The sequence below is a fragment of the Variovorax sp. J2P1-31 genome (genome assembly GCF_030317215.1).
Classification (GTDB): Bacteria; Pseudomonadota; Gammaproteobacteria; order Burkholderiales; family Burkholderiaceae_C; genus Variovorax.
Genome location: NZ_JASZYA010000001.1, coordinates 2,207,473 through 2,223,355, shown reverse-complemented (window position 1 = coordinate 2,223,355; position 15,883 = coordinate 2,207,473). Strand labels below are relative to the sequence as shown.

16 protein-coding genes are annotated in these 15,883 nt (G+C 70.3%); 6 read left to right on the top strand and 10 right to left on the bottom strand.

What is annotated here, in order from left to right; genetic code table 11:
• Positions 1–214: 214 nt before the first annotated feature.
• The 3 genes from QTI20_RS10345 to QTI20_RS10335 form a co-directional block, all read right to left on the bottom strand.
• Complete coding sequence (locus tag QTI20_RS10345; protein ID WP_286548079.1) at positions 215–1,270, bottom strand: FecR family protein; 1,056 nt, start codon at positions 1,268–1,270, stop codon at positions 215–217.
• 76 nt (positions 1,271–1,346) lie between these two features.
• Positions 1,347–1,892, bottom strand: a complete 546-nt coding sequence (locus QTI20_RS10340) for an RNA polymerase sigma factor (RefSeq protein ID WP_286548080.1) — start codon at positions 1,890–1,892, stop codon at positions 1,347–1,349.
• Positions 1,893–2,020: 128 nt separating this feature from the next.
• Positions 2,021–2,959, bottom strand: a complete 939-nt coding sequence (locus QTI20_RS10335) for a DedA family protein/thiosulfate sulfurtransferase GlpE (RefSeq protein WP_286548081.1) — start codon at positions 2,957–2,959, stop codon at positions 2,021–2,023.
• 60 nt (positions 2,960–3,019) lie between these two features.
• On the opposite strand from QTI20_RS10335, the gene QTI20_RS10330 reads away from it, so the two are divergent.
• Positions 3,020–3,487, top strand: a complete 468-nt coding sequence (locus tag QTI20_RS10330) for a ribonuclease HI family protein (RefSeq protein WP_286548082.1) — start codon at positions 3,020–3,022, stop codon at positions 3,485–3,487.
• 19 nt (positions 3,488–3,506) lie between these two features.
• On the opposite strand, the gene QTI20_RS10325 is transcribed toward QTI20_RS10330, so the two are convergent.
• The 3 genes from QTI20_RS10325 to QTI20_RS10315 all read right to left on the bottom strand — a co-directional run bounded on the left by QTI20_RS10325 (position 3,507) and on the right by QTI20_RS10315 (position 6,377).
• Positions 3,507–5,099: an OpgD/OpgG family glucan biosynthesis protein gene (locus QTI20_RS10325; RefSeq protein ID WP_286548084.1), complete on the bottom strand. Its 1,593-nt coding sequence runs from the start codon at positions 5,097–5,099 to the stop codon at positions 3,507–3,509.
• A 176-nt stretch (positions 5,100–5,275) separates the two neighbouring features.
• Positions 5,276–5,656: a hypothetical protein gene (locus tag QTI20_RS10320; protein ID WP_503011348.1), complete on the bottom strand. Its 381-nt coding sequence runs from the start codon at positions 5,654–5,656 to the stop codon at positions 5,276–5,278.
• 109 nt (positions 5,657–5,765) lie between these two features.
• On the bottom strand, positions 5,766–6,377 hold the full coding sequence (locus QTI20_RS10315; RefSeq protein ID WP_286548085.1) for a LuxR C-terminal-related transcriptional regulator: 612 nt from the start codon (positions 6,375–6,377) through the stop codon (positions 5,766–5,768).
• A gap of 91 nt (positions 6,378–6,468) precedes the next feature.
• Between QTI20_RS10315 and QTI20_RS10310 the strand changes: the two genes are divergently transcribed.
• Entirely contained in the window at positions 6,469–7,281 is an 813-nt protein-coding gene (locus QTI20_RS10310) for a CoA transferase subunit A (protein WP_286550939.1), read from the top strand.
• Between the two features lies 1 nt (position 7,282).
• Positions 7,283–7,921 (top strand): 3-oxoacid CoA-transferase subunit B, encoded by a 639-nt coding sequence (locus tag QTI20_RS10305; RefSeq protein WP_286548086.1) that lies wholly within the window; start codon positions 7,283–7,285, stop codon positions 7,919–7,921.
• Between the two features lie 45 nt (positions 7,922–7,966).
• Here QTI20_RS10305 and QTI20_RS10300 read toward each other — a convergent pair whose 3' ends face one another.
• Positions 7,967–9,613 (bottom strand): glucan biosynthesis protein G, encoded by a 1,647-nt coding sequence (locus QTI20_RS10300; RefSeq protein WP_286548087.1) that lies wholly within the window; start codon positions 9,611–9,613, stop codon positions 7,967–7,969.
• A 359-nt stretch (positions 9,614–9,972) separates the two neighbouring features.
• On the opposite strand from QTI20_RS10300, the gene bglX reads away from it, so the two are divergent.
• From bglX to QTI20_RS10285, 3 genes are all read left to right on the top strand, one after another.
• Positions 9,973–12,258, top strand: coding sequence for a beta-glucosidase BglX (gene bglX, locus QTI20_RS10295; RefSeq protein WP_286548088.1), 2,286 nt, complete (start codon positions 9,973–9,975; stop codon positions 12,256–12,258).
• A 24-nt stretch (positions 12,259–12,282) separates the two neighbouring features.
• A complete protein-coding gene (locus QTI20_RS10290) occupies positions 12,283–13,662 on the top strand; it encodes a CoA transferase (RefSeq protein WP_286548089.1) in 1,380 nt (459 codons plus the stop codon).
• Positions 13,663–13,739: 77 nt separating this feature from the next.
• Positions 13,740–14,162 (top strand): surface-adhesin E family protein, encoded by a 423-nt coding sequence (locus QTI20_RS10285; RefSeq protein WP_286548090.1) that lies wholly within the window; start codon positions 13,740–13,742, stop codon positions 14,160–14,162.
• Positions 14,163–14,177: 15 nt separating this feature from the next.
• Here QTI20_RS10285 and QTI20_RS10280 read toward each other — a convergent pair whose 3' ends face one another.
• Genes QTI20_RS10280 through QTI20_RS10270 form a run of 3 tightly spaced genes read right to left on the bottom strand, consistent with a single transcriptional unit; the run spans position 14,178 to position 15,829 of the window.
• The gene (locus tag QTI20_RS10280; RefSeq protein WP_286548091.1) at positions 14,178–14,735 is read right to left on the bottom strand and encodes a hypothetical protein; all 558 of its coding nucleotides are present in this window, start codon (positions 14,733–14,735) and stop codon (positions 14,178–14,180) included.
• Positions 14,735–15,430: a C39 family peptidase gene (locus QTI20_RS10275; RefSeq protein ID WP_503011349.1), complete on the bottom strand. Its 696-nt coding sequence runs from the start codon at positions 15,428–15,430 to the stop codon at positions 14,735–14,737. The genes QTI20_RS10280 and QTI20_RS10275 overlap by 1 nt, the downstream gene beginning before the upstream one ends.
• Positions 15,431–15,457: 27 nt before the next feature.
• The gene (locus tag QTI20_RS10270) at positions 15,458–15,829 is read right to left on the bottom strand and encodes a hypothetical protein (protein WP_286548092.1); all 372 of its coding nucleotides are present in this window, start codon (positions 15,827–15,829) and stop codon (positions 15,458–15,460) included.
• Positions 15,830–15,883: the final 54 nt, after the last annotated feature.

Here is a 15,883-nt window from a genome sequence, read left to right as displayed (position 1 = left end):
ATCTCATTTGTTTTCGTAGGGGCCGTGTTCGGGCGTTCGGTCCCGTCGACTCGAACGCTGAATACGGGCAACCGGACGCAGAGGGCGCAGAGGTTTCGCAGAGGGCGCGAAAGAAAACAAAACGCTTTGGGGATGTTCTTTTTTGCGCTCTTTGCGAAACCTCTGCGCCCTCTGCGTCCGGAAGTCCGCCCCCGGAACCGTACCGGCCCGTTCTTCAGCGCGCGAGCAGCACTTCGGTGTCGGGTCCGTCCTGCTGCAGGCGCACCGGCAGCACGCGCGGCAGCGCGAGCCGGAGCGTCGCGCGGTTCAGCGGGTCGAAGGTGCCGGTGAGCCGCAGCGCCGCCACCTGCGGGTCGCGCACCACCAGGCCGGTGCGGCCGTAGCGCGCCAGTTCTTCGAGCGCCTGGCCCAGCGGCATGTCGACGAAGCTCAGGCGCTGCTCGCGCCAGGGCGCGATGCCGGCGGCGGGCACGGGGCCCACCGGGCCGAGCGTGCCCTGGGCATCGCTCGCGACCTGCTGGCCCGGGGTCAGGAACAGGACCGGGTCGCCTTGGCCGGTGGCCGCATCGGCGCGCGCCACCCGGACCCTGCCTTGTTCCACCGCCACCGTGACGCCGTCGTGGCCGGGCTGCCCGGGCGTGTGCCGCACCGAGAAGCGCGTGCCGACCACGGTCACGCGCAGCGGGCCGGCCAGCACCTCGAAGGGGCGCGCCGCATCGGCCTGCACCGAGAACACCGCCTGGCCTTCGCGCAGCCGGACTTCGCGCCGCTGGCGGTAGAAGACCACCTCGACGCGGGTGGCGGTGTCGAGCCGCAGCCGGCTGCCGTCGGGCAGGGGGATGTCCTTCTGCTGCCCGCGCGCGGTGGCGAAGGCCTGGGTCCATTGGGGCTGGGCCCGCAGCTGTTGCCAGGCGACATAGCCCACGCCGCCCATCACGGCCCCCGCGCCGGCGACCGCGAAGACCGGCTGCAGAAAGCGCCGCCGCGAGCGTGGCGAGGACAGCCGTGGCGCGTGTTCGAGCGCGGCCTTGTCGCGGGCCAGCTGGGCGCGCATGCGGGCCCGCAGGTCGTCGGGCATGGCGTCGAGGGTTTGCCAGGGCGCGGCGCAGCGCGTGTAGGCCTCGCCGTGCAGGGGGCTCGCGGCCAGCCAGGCCCGGAAGGCGCGCTCGTCCGCCAGGGCCCAGGCGTCATCCTGGCGGCGCACGAACCACCCGAGCGCATCCCGGCGCAGGCGCGCGGCTTCTTCGGGTGCAGGGGCGGGGGCATTCATGCGGGGTCTCTTGCTGTTGTAGACGCACGGGCGGCGCCGCACCCTGTAGGCGCCGGCCCCGATCGTCGGATTCTTTTCATGGCGTGGGGCGCCGCTTGCGCGCGCGCGACGGGGGCCGGCCGCCGGCCGTGCCGTCGAAATCTTCCAGCGCGGCCCAGCAGGCCTCCAGCGCGATCTGCACCTGCATCTCCACCGTCTTGGTGGCGATGCCCATGCGCGCGGCGGTCTCGGCGTGCGAGAGACCGTCGAACTTGACGCAGACGAAGACCTCGCGGCAGCGCGGCGGCAGGGCGTCGATCACGGCGGCGATGGCTTCGAAACGCTGGCGCGCGGCCAGCGCGGCTTCGGGCTCCTGCGCCTCGGGGCCGGCCTGTTCGTCGGGCTCGAACAGGGCCTCGTGCGCGCCAGGCTCGCCGCGCGCCTCGCTGCGGCGATGGTCGTCGGTGACCAGGTTGCGCGCGGTCTGGTAGAGCAGCGCGCGGGGGTCGCGCACCGCCACGCCCTTGCGCTCGGCCGCGTACACGCGCGCGAAACTCTCCTGCGCCAGATCGGCCGCGGTCTCGCGGTCCCGCACCTTGCGGGCGAGAAAGTTCAGCAGTTCGCGGTAGTAACGCTCGAACACGGGCAGTCCACGGCCGGAGAGGGCGAGTCGAAGTCCTGGGGGCAGGTGGGCTTCGCTTGGCGTGGCTGACCTGGGGGCGATTCAGAAGAAGTCGGAGCGCGATTATCTCCGAGCGGCGCCCGCGGGCCTCAGCCCGACTCGGTCGCGCGCCCCGAGGCCAGCCAGGCGTCGAGCCCGCCCGCCAGCGGCCGGGCGCGCTTCGCACCGCGTGTCTGCAGCAGCCGCGCGGCCATCGCGGCCGAGACCTCGTTGGGGCAGTTGCAGTACAGCACGATCTCGTGGTGGGCCGAGAAGTCGGGCAGGCCGCGCTGGGCCTTCACGTCCTGCAGGTGCAGCACGATCGCGCCCGGGATGCGGCGCGGCTCGAGTTCGGCACCGGCCGGCGAGCGCACGTCGATCACCAGCGGCGGCGCGTCGGAGGCCATCAGCGCATGCAGCTCGTCGACGCTCACCCGCGGGATGTCGATGCTCAGCAGCATCGCGCGGCGGCGCCAGTAGCGCAGGCCGAGCCCGGCCGCCACCGCGATCGCCAGCACCACCAGCGCGGCCGCGCCGGCCTCGGCCATGGCGTCGAGCACGGCCTGGATCTGGCTGCTGAACACCCAGCCCGGCACCAGGAAGGCGGCCGACCAGATGGCCGCGGCCAGTGTGTCGAAACCGAGGAAGCGCGCGGTCGACATCTGCAGCGCGCCGGCCATCGGCGGCGCCACCACCGACACGCCCGGCACGAACTTGGCGGCGATCAGCGAGGTGCCGCCCCAGCGCGTGATCAGCGATTCGCTCTGCCGCACGCAGGTGTCGGGCGAGAGCGAGACCTTGCACAGCAGCCGCATGATGCGGTGGCCGAAGCGGCGCCCGGCATAGAACCAGGCCGCGTCGCCCAGCAGGTTGCCGGCCAGCGCGACCGCCACCGTGGCCCACAGCGGGATCTGCCCCATGGCCGCCAGCCCGCCGGCCACCACCAGCACGGCCGAGGCCGGCACCGGCACCCCGAGCCGGGCGGCGAGCGTGGCCAGGAAGACCACCGTGATGCCATGCGCGGTGGCCAGGGACAGGAGTTCTTGCATGCGGGCAATCTAACCGTTCCGTGCGTCGGCTGCCTGACGCCGATCTGGTAGCGTGGGCGCATGGCCGTTCTCGATTCAGATGTCCTCCATTGGACCGTCCACTGCGACGGCAGTGCCGTCCCCAACCCCGGCCGCATGGGCCTGGGCGCGGTGCTGGTCGCGCCCGACGGCACGCGCCATGCACTGTCGCGCGCCACGCATTCGATCGGCTGCAACAACGAGGCCGAGCTGCGGGCGCTGACCGATGCGCTGCTGGCCGCCCGGGCGCAGGGGGCGAGCGCGGTGCAGGTCTACAGCGACAACAGCATCCTGGTCGAGCAACTGGGCGGCCGCGCCGTCAAGCCGATCGAACGGCTCGCCGATCTGTTCGATGCCGCGCGCGTGCTGCTCGCGTCCTTCGACCGCGTGACGCTGCAGTGGATTCCACGGCACCGCAACGCCGAGGCCGATGCGCTGGCCCGTGCGGCGCTGGGCATGGCGCCCAAGGCCAGCGGCAAGGCCGGGCGGCGCAAGAAGGCCCGCGCCTGAGTCACCGCGCCGAGGGGCCTCAGGCGGGCTGGTGCCGGTGCAGCCAGGTCTCCGACAGCGTCTGCTCCCCGCTCTTGAGGAAGAGCCGCAGGTCCACCGGCTCCTTGCCGTCGGCCGTGAAGTCGAACTGCGCGCGCCAGTGGCCGGGCACGCCGTTGGGCACGGCCTCGGCGAACAGGTAGGAGAACTTGCCGCGCGAGGTGGTGAGCACCAGTTCGGGCTTGGTGCCCGTCGGCAGCGAGGCCAGCGGGCCGCCGAGGAACTCGACCATGAACTTGCGCACGCCCGCCGGCCGCGGCTGCCCGGGCTGGCCGCCGCGGCCGGTGCGCGTGGCCACGCAGCGCGCCAGCGGCGAGGGGAAGGGCTCCACGTCGGTCCAGTGCAGCCGGTAGCGCAGTGCGATCTTTGAGCCCGCGGTGGCCGGGGCCTTGGGCACCCAGAAGGCGACCGTGTTGTCGTGGATCTCGTCGTCGGTCGGGATCTCGATGAGCTGCACCGCGCCTTCGCCCCAGTCGCCCAACGGCTCGACCCAGAGGCTGGGCCGCTTCTCGTAGTGCACGCCATCGAGGTAATGCGCGAAGTCGCGGTCGCGCTGCAGCAGGCCGAAGCCGCGCGGCCGGGTGTCGACGAAGGCCGAGGCGGTGGTCTGCTCCGGGTTGTTGAGCGGGCGCCAGATGCGCTCGCCGCCGCCGCTCCACATCGCCAGGCCGTCGGAGTCGTGCACCTCGGGCCGCCAGTCGATGGCGCTGGGATGCGTTTCGGAGAACCAGTACATCGAGGTCAGCGGCGCGATGCCCAGCCGCGCGACGTTGCGCCGCAGGAAGAGCCGGCATTCGATGTCCATGCGCACGGCCTTCGTGCGCTCCATCACGAAGCGGTAGGCGCCGGTGAGGCTGGGCCCCTCGAGCAGCGCATGCACCGTCACGCTGCTGCTGCCCGGCGCCGAAGGCTCGAAGTAGAAGCGCGTGAAGTCGGGGAATTCCTCGGGCCGGTCGGCTTCGGCCACGTCGATCGCGATGCCGCGCGCCGACAGGCCGTACTGGTAGAGCTCGCCGATGGCGCGGAAGTAGGAGGCCCCGAGGAAGGCGACCCAGTCGTTCTTCTTCCAGTCCAGCTGCTTCGGGTCGCCCAGCCGGCTCTCCTGGAAGCGGAAGCCCGCGAAGCCCGCGCCCGGCGGCAGCTTGCGCGCCGGGCTGTCGGCGGGCATGTCGAAGTAGCCGGGGTCGTAGAGGATCTCGCGCGCGAAGCTGTCGCCCGCGGCCGTCTCCAGCAGGTGCATGCGCACCGGGTTCGGGAAGAAGCGCCCCAGATGAAAGAAGGTGACGGGGAAGTTGCCGGGGCCGTCGCGGAACAGCGCGCTGTCGGGATCGAAGCGGATCTTGCCGTGCGCCTCGTAGTCGATGCGGTCGAGCACGCCGGCCGGCAGCGGCGTGGCCGCGACGAAGGGCTGCGCGGCCAGCGATTCGGCCAGGGCCGCGAGGCGTTCGAAGGAGAAGGGTTGGGGCTGGCCGAGCTTGAGCCCGGTGGCGGCCAGCGCGTCGGCGGGAAGTCCGAGGGAGGCGAGGGCCAGCGAAGCGCCTCCGGCGGCGAGGAAGTGTCGTCGATCGAGCATGGCCCCGCATGGTGCACAGGCGTGCCGCATGGACCGTGTAGGCCGAGGGCGCCCGTGGAAACCGTTGCAACCGATGCAGCTTGTTGCACGCCGGCGCAGACGTGAGAAAGCCCTCGCGAGAGGGCTTCGGGGGGGAATGCCAAAAAGCCCTTGCGAGAGGGCGAGGCGTGGAAGGGTCAGCAGGCCTTGCCGTGCGCCACGTGGGCGCCCTTGGCCTTGGCATCGGCCTCGGACATGTACGAACCCTTCTTGGTCTTGCCGAAGAACTTGTCGTTGGCGCAGTGGTAGACCTTGCCGTTGACCCAGACCTGGCCGGCGGTGGCGCCGGGTGCGGCCGCGGCGGTGGTCACGGGCTTGGCGGCCGGAGCGGCCGCGGGTGCGGCGGGGGTGACCGGTGCGGCCGGCGCGCTCTGCGCCGCGGGCGCGGGGCTCATGGCCGCGGGCGCCGCGGGGGCCTTCTGCGCGAACACGGAGGCGGTGAAGACGGTGCCGACAGCCAGCAGGATCAGAGCTTTTTTCAAGGTGGGATCTCCAGGTACGCACGGAAAGACGTGCATGCCGAAACCAACGCCCCGCCGGGCTTCCAGTTGACGGTCGAGTTGTACGCGTGTGTGTCCGGGCCGGTGGCGTGATATTTGTCACCCATTCCCGGGCCCGCCGCGGTCCTCAGCCCGCCATCAGCTTCTGCACCAGCTCGGCCGTGGTGGCGGCCGCGTACTTGCGCATCAGCCGCGCGCGGTGCAGCTCGACCGTGCGGTGGCTGATGCCCAGCACACGGCCGATCTCCTTGGAGGTCAGGCCCTGCATCACCTGTGCCGCGACCTCGCGTTCGCGCGGCGTGAGTTCGGCCTTGGCGCTGCGGCGCGAGCCCAGGTCTTCGAAGGTCCAGATGCCGGCCTCGTGCGGCGCGGCGCGGTTGAGCGCATGGCCGGTCACGTGGCACCAGAAGGTCTCGCCCGCGAAGGCGCCATGCAGGTCGCCGAGCCGCCGCATCATGCGGTTGTCGGCGTAGCGGCCCACGTGGTTGAGGATCGGCACCATGCGTTTGCCGATGCGCTCGAACTCGACGACGCTCGGGTAGAGCACCTGGAAGGACTGGCCCACCAGCGCCTCGCGCGCGGCGCCGAACATCTCGCACAGCCGCTGGTTGCAGTCGACCATGGTGCGGTTGCGCGACAGCACCATGCCCACCGGCGCGTGCTCGAAGGCCAGCCGGTAGTCGATGGCGCCGAGGCCGGGGGCGGCCGGGTGCGCGCGGGTCTGCTCAGGTGTCTCCATTACGAAATACTACGTATGCGGGTACGTAGTATCGTCGGAGGCTCTTTCTTCATCCCTTCTTTCACTCAGCTCGCGAGGATCACGACCCATGGTGAACAAGATCTATGCCTCCGCCAAGGAGGCGCTGGCCGGCGTCGTCGCCGACGACCAGATGCTCGCCGTCGGCGGCTTCGGCCTCTGCGGCATCCCCGAAGCGCTCATCGATGCGCTCAAGGACAGCAACGTGCAGAACCTGACGGTGGTCTCGAACAACGCGGGCGTCGACGGCTTCGGCCTCGGCAAGCTGCTCGAGACCCGGCAGATCAAGAAGATGATCGCCAGCTACGTGGGCGAGAACAAGGAGTTCGAGCGCCAGTTCCTGGCCAAGGAACTCGAGCTCGAATTCACGCCCCAGGGCACGCTGGCCGAGAAGCTGCGCGCCGGCGGCGCGGGCATCCCGGCCTTCTTCACCAAGACCGGTGTGGGCACGCAGGTGGCCGAGGGCAAGGAACTGCGCGAGTTCGACGGCGAGACCTACGTGATGGAACGCTCGCTGGTGCCCGACGTGGCGCTGGTCAAGGCCGACGTGGCCGACAAGTCGGGCAACCTGCGCTTCCGCCTCACGGCGCGCAACTTCAACCCGGCCGCCGCGATGGCCGGCAAGGTCTGCATCGTCGAGGTCGAGAAGATCGTCGAAGTGGGCGAACTCGCGCCCGACGACATCCACCTGCCGGGCATCTACGTGCACCGCATCGTGCTCAACGCCAATCCCGAGAAGCGCATCGAGAAGCGCACCGTGAGCGCGGCCGCACCGGTCGATGCCGCGGCCGCCAAGGTCGAGGCGCAAGCCGCCATCGCGCAGGCCGCCGCCGGCAGCGAAGTGCCCGTGCCCACCGTCCCCGTCAGCAAGAAAGAAGGAGCCTGAGATGCCCTGGACCCAAGACCAGATGGCCGCGCGCGCGGCCCAGGAACTCGAAGACGGCTTCTACGTGAACCTCGGCATCGGCATCCCGACGCTGGTGGCCAACCACACGGGCACCAAGGAAGTCTGGCTGCAGAGCGAGAACGGCATGTTGGGCATCGGCGCCTTCCCGACCGAGGACAACGTCGACGCCGACCTGATCAATGCCGGCAAGCAGACCGTGACCACCATTCCGGGCTCGGCCATCTTCGGCAGCCACGAGAGCTTCGCGATGATCCGCGGCGGCAAGATCAACCTGTCGATCCTGGGCGCGATGCAGGTCAGCGCCAAGGGCGACCTGGCCAACTGGATGATCCCCGGCAAGATGGTCAAGGGCATGGGCGGCGCCATGGACCTGGTGGCCGGCGTCAAGCGCGTGATCGTGCTGATGGAGCACGTGGCGAAGAAGAAGGACGGCACCGAGGACCTGAAGATCCTCGAGCAGTGCACGCTGCCCTTGACCGGCGTGGGCGTGGTCGACCGCATCATCACCGACCTGGCCGTGATGGACGTGACGCCCGAAGGCCTCAAGCTGGTCGAGCTCGCCGACGGCGTGAGCTTCGAGGCGCTGCAGGCCAAGACCGGCGTTCAGCTGATCCGCTGATCCCGGCTCGGAGCCGCCCGGCCGCGGCGGCTCCGATTCCCTGGCTCAGGAGGCGGGCTGTGCCGCCGCTGCGGGCGTTGGCGCCGGTGCCGGTACCGGTGCGGGCGCCACCGCCTGCGGATTCGGCGGCACCTGGTAGCTCCAGGTCTCGCTCAGCGGCTTGTCGCCCTGCATCAGCGCGGCGCGCATCTCCACCGGCAGCGCCGGGTTCTTCACCTTCACCCGCAGCACCACGCGCACGCCCTTGATGGCGGGGTTGCGCTGCACGGTGTTCTCCAGCAGTTCGGCGTTGTCGCCCACGCTCACCAGCGCGCTGACCGGCGTGTCCGGCGGCAGCTTGGCCAGCACCGGGCCCTCGAAGTCGATCAGGAAGGCGCTGCTGCCGTCGAGCGCGCGGATCAGGTTGGCCTGCAGCTGCTCGCCGTCGGTGTGGAAGGTCTGGCGCACCCAGGCGTTGTCCTGGCCGTGCAGCGCGGGCTCGTCGGTGGTCCAGTGCATGCGGTAGGCGAACTGCAGCGCCTGGCCCTTGCGCGTGGGCTCGTCGGGGGTCCAGAAGGCCACGATGTTGTCGTTGGTCTCGTCGGGCGTGGGGATCTCCATCAGCGTGACCTTGCCCTTGCCCCAGTTGCCCTGCGGCTCGATCCAGGCACTCGGGCGCAGGTCGTAGCGGTCCTTGAGGTCCTCATAGCGCCAGAACTCGTGGCCGCGCTGCAGCAGGCCGAAGCCCTTGGGGTTCTCGACCGTGAAGCTGCTGATCGCGAGGTTCTTGGGGTTGTTGAGCGGGCGCCACAGCCATTCGCCGCTGCCGGTCTGGATGGCCAGCCCGTTGGAGTCGTGGATGGCCGGGCGGAAGTTGCGCTTGAGCTCCGACTGCTGGTTGGGACCGTAGAGGAACATGCTGGTCAGCGGTGCCACGCCCAGCGTCTTGATGTCGCCGCGCACGAAGACGTTGGCCTGCACGTCGACCACCGCATCCTTGCCGCCGGGCGTGAGGATGAACTGGTAGGCGCCGGTGGCGCGTGGCGAGTCGAGCAGCGCGTAGATCACGATCTGCTTGTCCGTGCCCGTGGGGCGCTGCACCCAGAACTCGCGGAAGTCGGGGAACTCCTCGCCGCCGGGCGGGGCGGTGTCGATCGACAGCCCGCGTGCCGAGAGCCCGTAGACCTGGCCCTTGCCGATCACGCGGAAGTAGCTCGCGCCCAGGAAGCTCATGATCTCGTCGTTCTTGCCTTCCTTGTTGATCGGGTAGAGCACGCGGAAGCCCGCATAGCCCAGCGTGCTGGTCGCGCCCTTGTCGAAGCTCAGGTTGCCGAAGTCGAAGCGCTCGGGGTCGTACCGGATCTCCTGCACGGTGTCGCCGTTGATCTCGTTGATGCGCACGGCGGCATTGAAGTGCATGCCCTGGTGATAGAAGTTCAGCCGGAAGGGCGTGGGCTGGTCGCTCCATTCGAAGCGGTCGGCGCGCGGCTGCATCTTCTGGTAGTCGGCGAACTGCATGCCGCTGAAGACCGGCGGCAGGTTGTTCACCGGCGCCGCGTAGGGCTTCTCCATCAGCGCGCGCGCCTTGGCGGTCACGTCGTCGAGCGAGAAGGCCTGGGCCTGCCCGGCGCACAGCAGCGAGGCGAGGGCGCTGGCGCACAGCAGTGGAATCGTCGGCTTCTTCTTTCGGTGGGCGTTGGGCTTGGAGGTCATGGAGTGATGTCTGCGATGCAGGTGGAAGGCAGGGGGAACGACGGTGGAATGCCGGGCGCTGCACACCCGGGTGCAGGCGCGGTGCGATGAACTCGCGGTGATTCCCGACAAGGATCCGCGGGAGGCTCGTCCACACTCGATGTCGTGGCGTTCATGCGTCGGGAACCAGGGCTGCGACGCTTGAAAGGCCCGATGGTGTAGGAAGAATTGCGCGGGCGATGAGCATGAAATGCGAAGGCTTCGGCAACGAGGCGTGATCGTCTCGCCAACATGCGCTTAGCTTAGCATCGCCGATTGCGCGAGCCTGTCGGCCAAGACCGGCTTTGCGGCTCACCCTCTGAAAGGTACTGAAATTGAAGATGTCGTTTCTGCTGGCCGTCGCGGCCGGCTTAGCCAGTCCGCTGGCCTTCGCCCAGCACGATCCCGCAGCGCTGAACAACAAGAGTGCCTTCATTGCCGACATCGTGGGAAGGATGAGCCTCGATGAAAAGATCGGGCAGCTGCGCCTGATCAGCATCGGCCCCGAGATGCCCATCGCCCAGCTCGCCGACGAGATCACCGCCGGCCGCGTGGGCGGCACCTTCAATTCGGTGAACCGCCCGCACAACCGGCTGCTGCAGGACGCGGCCATGAAGGGCCGGCTCAAGATCCCGATGTTCTTCGCCTACGACGTGATCCACGGCCACCGCACCACCTTCCCGATCGGCCTGGGCCTGGCCTCGAGCTGGGACATGGCGGCCGTGAGCCTGATGGCGCGCACCGCCGCCAAGGAAGCGGCCGGCGACTCGGTCGACATGACCTTCGCGCCCATGGTCGACATCGCGCGCGACCCGCGCTGGGGCCGCACCTCCGAGGGCTTCGGCGAAGACCCGTACCTGGTGTCGGAGATCGCGCGCGCCTCGGTCCAGGGCTTCCAGGGCTCGCTGCCCGTGCCGGCCGACCGCATCATGACCAGCGTCAAGCACTTCGCGCTCTACGGCGCGGTCGAGGGCGGGCGCGACTACAACACGGTCGACATGAGCCCGATGCGCATGTACCAGGACTACCTGCCGCCGTACCGCGCCGCGATCGACGCGGGCGCGGGCGGCGTGATGGTCGCGCTCAACTCCATCAACGGCGTGCCGGCCACCTCCAACACCTGGCTCATGCAGGACCTGCTGCGCAAGGACTGGGGCTTCAAGGGCGTGACCGTGAGCGACCACGGCGCGATCGTCGAGCTCATGCGCCACGGCGTGGCCAAGGACGAGCGCGAGGCGGCCAAGCTGGCGATCAAGAACGGCATCGACCTGAGCATGGCCGACTCGGTCTACCTGAAGGAGCTGCCGGGCCTGGTGCAATCGGGCGAGGTCACGACGGCCGAGATCGACAGCGCGGTGCGCGAGGTGCTGGGCGCCAAGTACGACATGGGCCTGTTCCACAACCCCTATCTGCGCATCGGCGCGGCCAAGGACGATCCGGCGGACCTCGACGCCGAGAGCCGGCTGCACCGGTCGGCCGCGCGCGAGGTGGCGCGCAAGTCGATGGTGCTGCTCGAGAACCGCAACAACACCTTGCCGCTCGCCAAGTCGAAGACCATCGCGCTGGTCGGCCCGCTGGCCGATGCGCCGATCGACATGCTGGGCAGCTGGTCGGCCGCGGGCAATTCGAAGAACGCGGTCACGCTGCGCACCGGCCTGAACGCGACCATCGGCGCGCAGGGGCGCGTGGTCTATGCGCGCGGCGCCAACATCACCAACGACGAGGCGATCGTCAAATACCTGAACTTCCTCAACTGGGACACGCCCGAGGTGGTGCAGGACAAGCGCAGCCCGGCCGCGATGATCGAGGAGGCCGTGGCCGCCGCGCGGCGGAGCGACGTGGTCGTCGCCGCGGTGGGCGAGGCGCGCGGCATGTCGCACGAATCGTCGAGCCGCACCAGCCTCGACCTGCCGCAGAGCCAGCGCGACCTGATCACCGCGCTCAAGGCCACCGGCAAGCCGCTGGTGCTGGTGCTGATGAACGGCCGCCCGCTGGCGCTGCAGCGCGAGCAGCAGGAAGCCGACGCGATCCTCGAGACCTGGTACACCGGCACCGAGGGCGGCCATGCGATCGCCGAGGTGCTGTTCGGCGACTACAACCCCTCGGGCAAGCTGCCGATTTCCTTCCCGCGCTCGGTCGGCCAGATCCCGACCTACTACAACCATGCGCGACTGGGCCGGCCCTTCACCGTGGGCAAGCCGGGCAACTACACCTCGCAGTACTTCGAGGAAACCAACGGCCCGCTGTACCCCTTCGGCTACGGCCTGAGCTACACCGACTTCGCGCTGTCGGACGTGGTGCTGTCGGGCCCTACGATGGCCCGCAACGGGAAGATCGAGGCCGCGATCAACGTGAAGAACACCGGCCAGCGCGCGGGCGAGACCGTGGTGCAGCTCTACATCCAGGACGTGGCCGCCTCGGTGGTGCGCCCGGTCAAGGAGCTCAAGGATTTCCGCAAGCTCATGCTGCAGCCGGGCGAGCAGCAGACCGTGCGCTTCAGCATCGACGAGTCCAAGCTGCGCTTCTTCAACGCGCAGCTGCAGAACGTGGCCGAGCCCGGCGCGTTCAACGTGCAGATCGGCCTGGATTCCGAGACGGTGAAGCAGCAGCGCTTCGAACTTCGATAGATTTCCGCCCACGGAGGCACGACGATGACGGCAAGGCCGGCACTCGAGGCGATCTGGCGGCAGGCGCTGCTGCCTGAGGACGCGTTGGCATTCGCGCAGTTGACCGGCGCCGACCCGGTGCTGCCATCTTCCTTCGCGGTGGGCGCTGCGGCGCAGGCCACCATCGCCGCCGCCGCGCTCGCGGCCTGCGAGCTGGGCCATCAACGGGGCGTGCCGCGCCAGCAAGTGGCGGTCGACATGGCGCATGCGGCCCTCGAATGCACCGGCTGGTTCAGCCTCGACGGCCGCGTGCCCGATCTGTGGGACGCCTTCTCCGGGCTCTACCGCTGCGCCGACGGCCATGTGCGCATCCACGCCAACTTCAAGCACCACCGCGAGGGCGCGCTGCAACTGCTCGGGCTCGACGCGGCGACGGCCACGCGCGCCGATGCCGAGCAGGCGCTCATGCGTTGGCGCGCCATCGACTTCGAGACCGCCGCCGCCGAACGCGGCCTGGTCGCGACCGCGCTGCGCCGCTTCGCCGACTGGGACGCCACGCCGCAGGGCCGCGCGATCGCGGCGCAGCCGCTGTTCACCCTCGAGCGCATCGGCGACGCCGCGCTCCTCGGCCTGCCGCCGCTGCGCGCGGACCAGCGTCCGCTGTCCGGCCTGCGCGTGCTCGACCTCACGCGCATCCTGGCCGGGCCGGTCGGCGGCCGCGCGCTGGCCGCGCACGGCGCCGACGTGCTGCTGCTCAACTCGCCGCACCTGCCCAACATCGAGGCCATCGCCGAGACCAGCCGCGGCAAGCTGTCGGCCCATGTCGATCTGCAGACCGACGCCGGCCGCGCCACCCTGCGCGGCCTGGCGGCCGAGGCCCATGTGTTCTCGCAGGGCTACCGGCCCGGCGGCCTGGCGGCGCGGGGTTTCGGCCCGGCCGAACTGGCGGCGCTGCGGCCCGGCATCGTCTACGTCTCGCTCACCGCCTACGGCACCCAGGGGCCGTGGGCCGCTCGCCGCGGTTTCGATTCGCTGGTGCAGACCGCGATGGGCTTCAACCATGCCGAAGGCGAGGCGGCCGGCGACGGCAAGCCGCGCCCGCTGCCGATGCAGATCCTCGACGAGGCCACCGGCTACCTCATGGCCTTCGGCGCCGCCACGGCCCTGCGCCGGCAGCAGCGCGAGGGCGGCAGCTGGCATGTGCAGGTGTCGCTGGCCCAGACCGGCCAGTGGCTGCGCGGCCTGGGCCGGGTCGAGGGCGGGCTCGCCGCGGCCAGGCCCGACATCGCGCCGCTGCTCGAGACCTCGGCCTCGGGCTTCGGCGCCCTGCGCTCGGTGCGCCACAGCGCCGTGCTGGCGCGCACGCCGGCCGATTGGCCGCGGCCCTCGATGCCGCCCGGCAGCCACGCCGCGGCCTGGCCCTGAACGGCGCGGGCCATCGCCGGGGCGGCGTGGCGCATCACTAGAATCGACACCGCATCGTTCAGCAAGAAGGAATCAGCGTGAAGCTGTGGTGGGTCGGAACTCTCGTGTGGGTCGCGTCGACCCTTGTACAGGCCCAGACGACCTGGTTCACCGTGGTCGGCAATCCGTCCGACCCGGTGGTCGACACGGTACAGGTCGATCCCCTGGCGGCGCGCAGCGACAGCGATGTCCGGCTCATGAGCGTGCGCGTGAGCCGTGCCGGCCCGCGCAAGAACTGGGAGGGCCTGCCTTACCGGTCCTATGTGGCCGAGGTGGCCTTCGATTGCCGGGCCGGGCGCGCCGAGTACCGGCGCGTGAGCTTCCACGCCCAGCCGCTGTGGCAGGGCCCGGTGCTCAAGGACGTCGACTACCAGGCCGCGCCCAAGCCGATGAACTTCCTGGGCATCTCGCCCAACCCGACCACGCGCATCGTGCGCGCGGCCTGCCGCGCCGCCGACTGAGGCGCTGTGCGCGGCTCAGCGTCCGCGCAGCAAGGCGTCGCGCAGCGCGCCCGCGGCATTGATGCTCTTGGCCAGGCTCATGGCATTGGTCGTGGTGTCGATCAGCGTGCGCGTCTGGATCAACTGGTTGTCCAGCGTGTTCTGGACCACGGTCGCGGCCGCCGGCATGCTGGCCGGCGCCGCCGCCGCACCGGCGGCGGCCCCTGCCACGCTGCTCGCCGCCACCACGCTGTTGTTCGGGCCGACCTGGACCAGGCTGGTGCTGTTCATCTGCCGCTCGAGTGCCGCGGCCTGGACCGCCGTGATGCGTGCCACGTCCGGTATGTTGAAGGTGGTCGCGGCCAGCAGCACGCCGTTGACCGTGATCGCGCGGCTGATGCCGAAGGACACCATCAGCCCGCCGCCCAGGTCGAAGCCGCCGCGCATCGATTCCAGGGTCGCGTCGCCGACGGTCATCCAGGTCGCGCGGGGCGCGGCGGGGGTCTTGTTGCCGGGCTGCGCGCCGGCCGTGGCCGCGGCCAGGGCCAGCAGCAGGACCAGCGCCAGGCGGAGAGGGGTGTGTACGGTGTTCATCAGAACTGTCCCGGCCCGTTGCGGGGCATCTGGTTGACGAAGGCATCGCGCAGCACGCCCGCGGCCAGGGGCGCCGCGGGTGCGGCGCGCCAGTCGCTCGCGAGGTTGAAGCGCGCGATGTCCATCCGGTTGTGGATCACGAACAGCAGCTTCTGCTTCCACTGCGCCTCGAAGGCGGCGCGCGGCATGGCCCGCGTGCCGTTGGCCGGGTCGCCGATCAGCACGCGTTCGCTGTCGAGCCCTTTGACGACCACGAAGTGGTGGTAGCCGTTCTCGGTGATCAGGGCGATGGCCGGCACGCGCGCCTCGTTGAGCTTGTCGAGCGGCTGCTGGAAGCCGTCGGCCTCGAAGCCCCGCGTGTGCAGGAAGCGCTTCATGTCGAGCAGCGAGAAGCCTTCGCGCCGGATCTTGTCCTGGTTGCCGGCCGCGTACATCTGTTCGAACACCTCCTGCTCGGAGGTCGCGCGGCCGTAGTGGTGCGTCAGCAGGGTCGCGACCGCGGCCGAGCCGCAGCTGAAGTCGTACTGCTGCAGCAGCGTGCCGGCCTGCTTGATCTGCTGCAGGCTGCGCACCGGAACCGCATAGCTGGCGCCGCCCATCTCGGGCAGCGACACCGCGCGGTCCTGGGCCAGGCCGGTGCCCGCGCCCGCCAGGCAGAGCAGGGCGGCGGGGCACAGAAGGCGCAGGGGCGACATGGGGCTCTCCAGGCGGCGTAGGGGCCGCTATTGCATCTTCACGTTGACGATCACGGCGTTCTGGATCAACACGTTGGCGCCCGAGTTCTGCACCACCAGCGGCAGGCCGGCCATGCCCGAGAACGCGCCCGTCGAGATGGTGTTGGCACCGGTCGTGACCTGGCTCGCGACGTTGCCGGCGGTCACGCCGTCCAGCCGCATGTCGTTCTGCGTGAGCTCGTGGCCGCCGCGCATCGTGGCCAGTGCCGAGGCCTCCACGGGCACGGCGAAGGCCGTGCTCGCGGCGGTGGAACCGGGCGCTCGCTGGCCGGTCTGGGCCGCGAGCTGGAAGGGCAGCAGGGCCGACAGCAGCGCGAGCGCCGCCGTCGCCAGCCCGCGCCGCAGGAACTTGGTTCGCATGATGGCTCCTCGAGAGGAAAGACACGGTCCATGGCGGCGCGCCGTCGGCGCGCC

Bases quoted from the DNA above. Each gene is read 5' to 3' on its own strand.
- QTI20_RS10345 (WP_286548079.1), bottom strand. From the start codon at position 1,270: ATGAATGCCCCCGCCCCTGCACCCGAAGAAGCCGCGCGCCTGCGCCGG.
- QTI20_RS10335 (WP_286548081.1), bottom strand. From the start codon at position 2,959: ATGCAAGAACTCCTGTCCCTGGCCACCGCGCATGGCATCACGGTGGTC.
- QTI20_RS10330 (WP_286548082.1), top strand. From the start codon at position 3,020: ATGGCCGTTCTCGATTCAGATGTCCTCCATTGGACCGTCCACTGCGAC.
- QTI20_RS10325 (WP_286548084.1), bottom strand. From the start codon at position 5,099: ATGCTCGATCGACGACACTTCCTCGCCGCCGGAGGCGCTTCGCTGGCC.
- QTI20_RS10320 (WP_503011348.1), bottom strand. From the start codon at position 5,656: ATGCACGTCTTTCCGTGCGTACCTGGAGATCCCACCTTGAAAAAAGCT.
- QTI20_RS10315 (WP_286548085.1), bottom strand. From the start codon at position 6,377: ATGGAGACACCTGAGCAGACCCGCGCGCACCCGGCCGCCCCCGGCCTC.
- QTI20_RS10305 (WP_286548086.1), top strand. From the start codon at position 7,283: ATGCCCTGGACCCAAGACCAGATGGCCGCGCGCGCGGCCCAGGAACTC.
- QTI20_RS10300 (WP_286548087.1), bottom strand. From the start codon at position 9,613: ATGACCTCCAAGCCCAACGCCCACCGAAAGAAGAAGCCGACGATTCCA.
- bglX (WP_286548088.1), top strand. From the start codon at position 9,973: ATGTCGTTTCTGCTGGCCGTCGCGGCCGGCTTAGCCAGTCCGCTGGCC.
- QTI20_RS10290 (WP_286548089.1), top strand. From the start codon at position 12,283: ATGACGGCAAGGCCGGCACTCGAGGCGATCTGGCGGCAGGCGCTGCTG.
- QTI20_RS10280 (WP_286548091.1), bottom strand. From the start codon at position 14,735: ATGAACACCGTACACACCCCTCTCCGCCTGGCGCTGGTCCTGCTGCTG.
- QTI20_RS10275 (WP_503011349.1), bottom strand. From the start codon at position 15,430: ATGTCGCCCCTGCGCCTTCTGTGCCCCGCCGCCCTGCTCTGCCTGGCG.
- QTI20_RS10270 (WP_286548092.1), bottom strand. From the start codon at position 15,829: ATGCGAACCAAGTTCCTGCGGCGCGGGCTGGCGACGGCGGCGCTCGCG.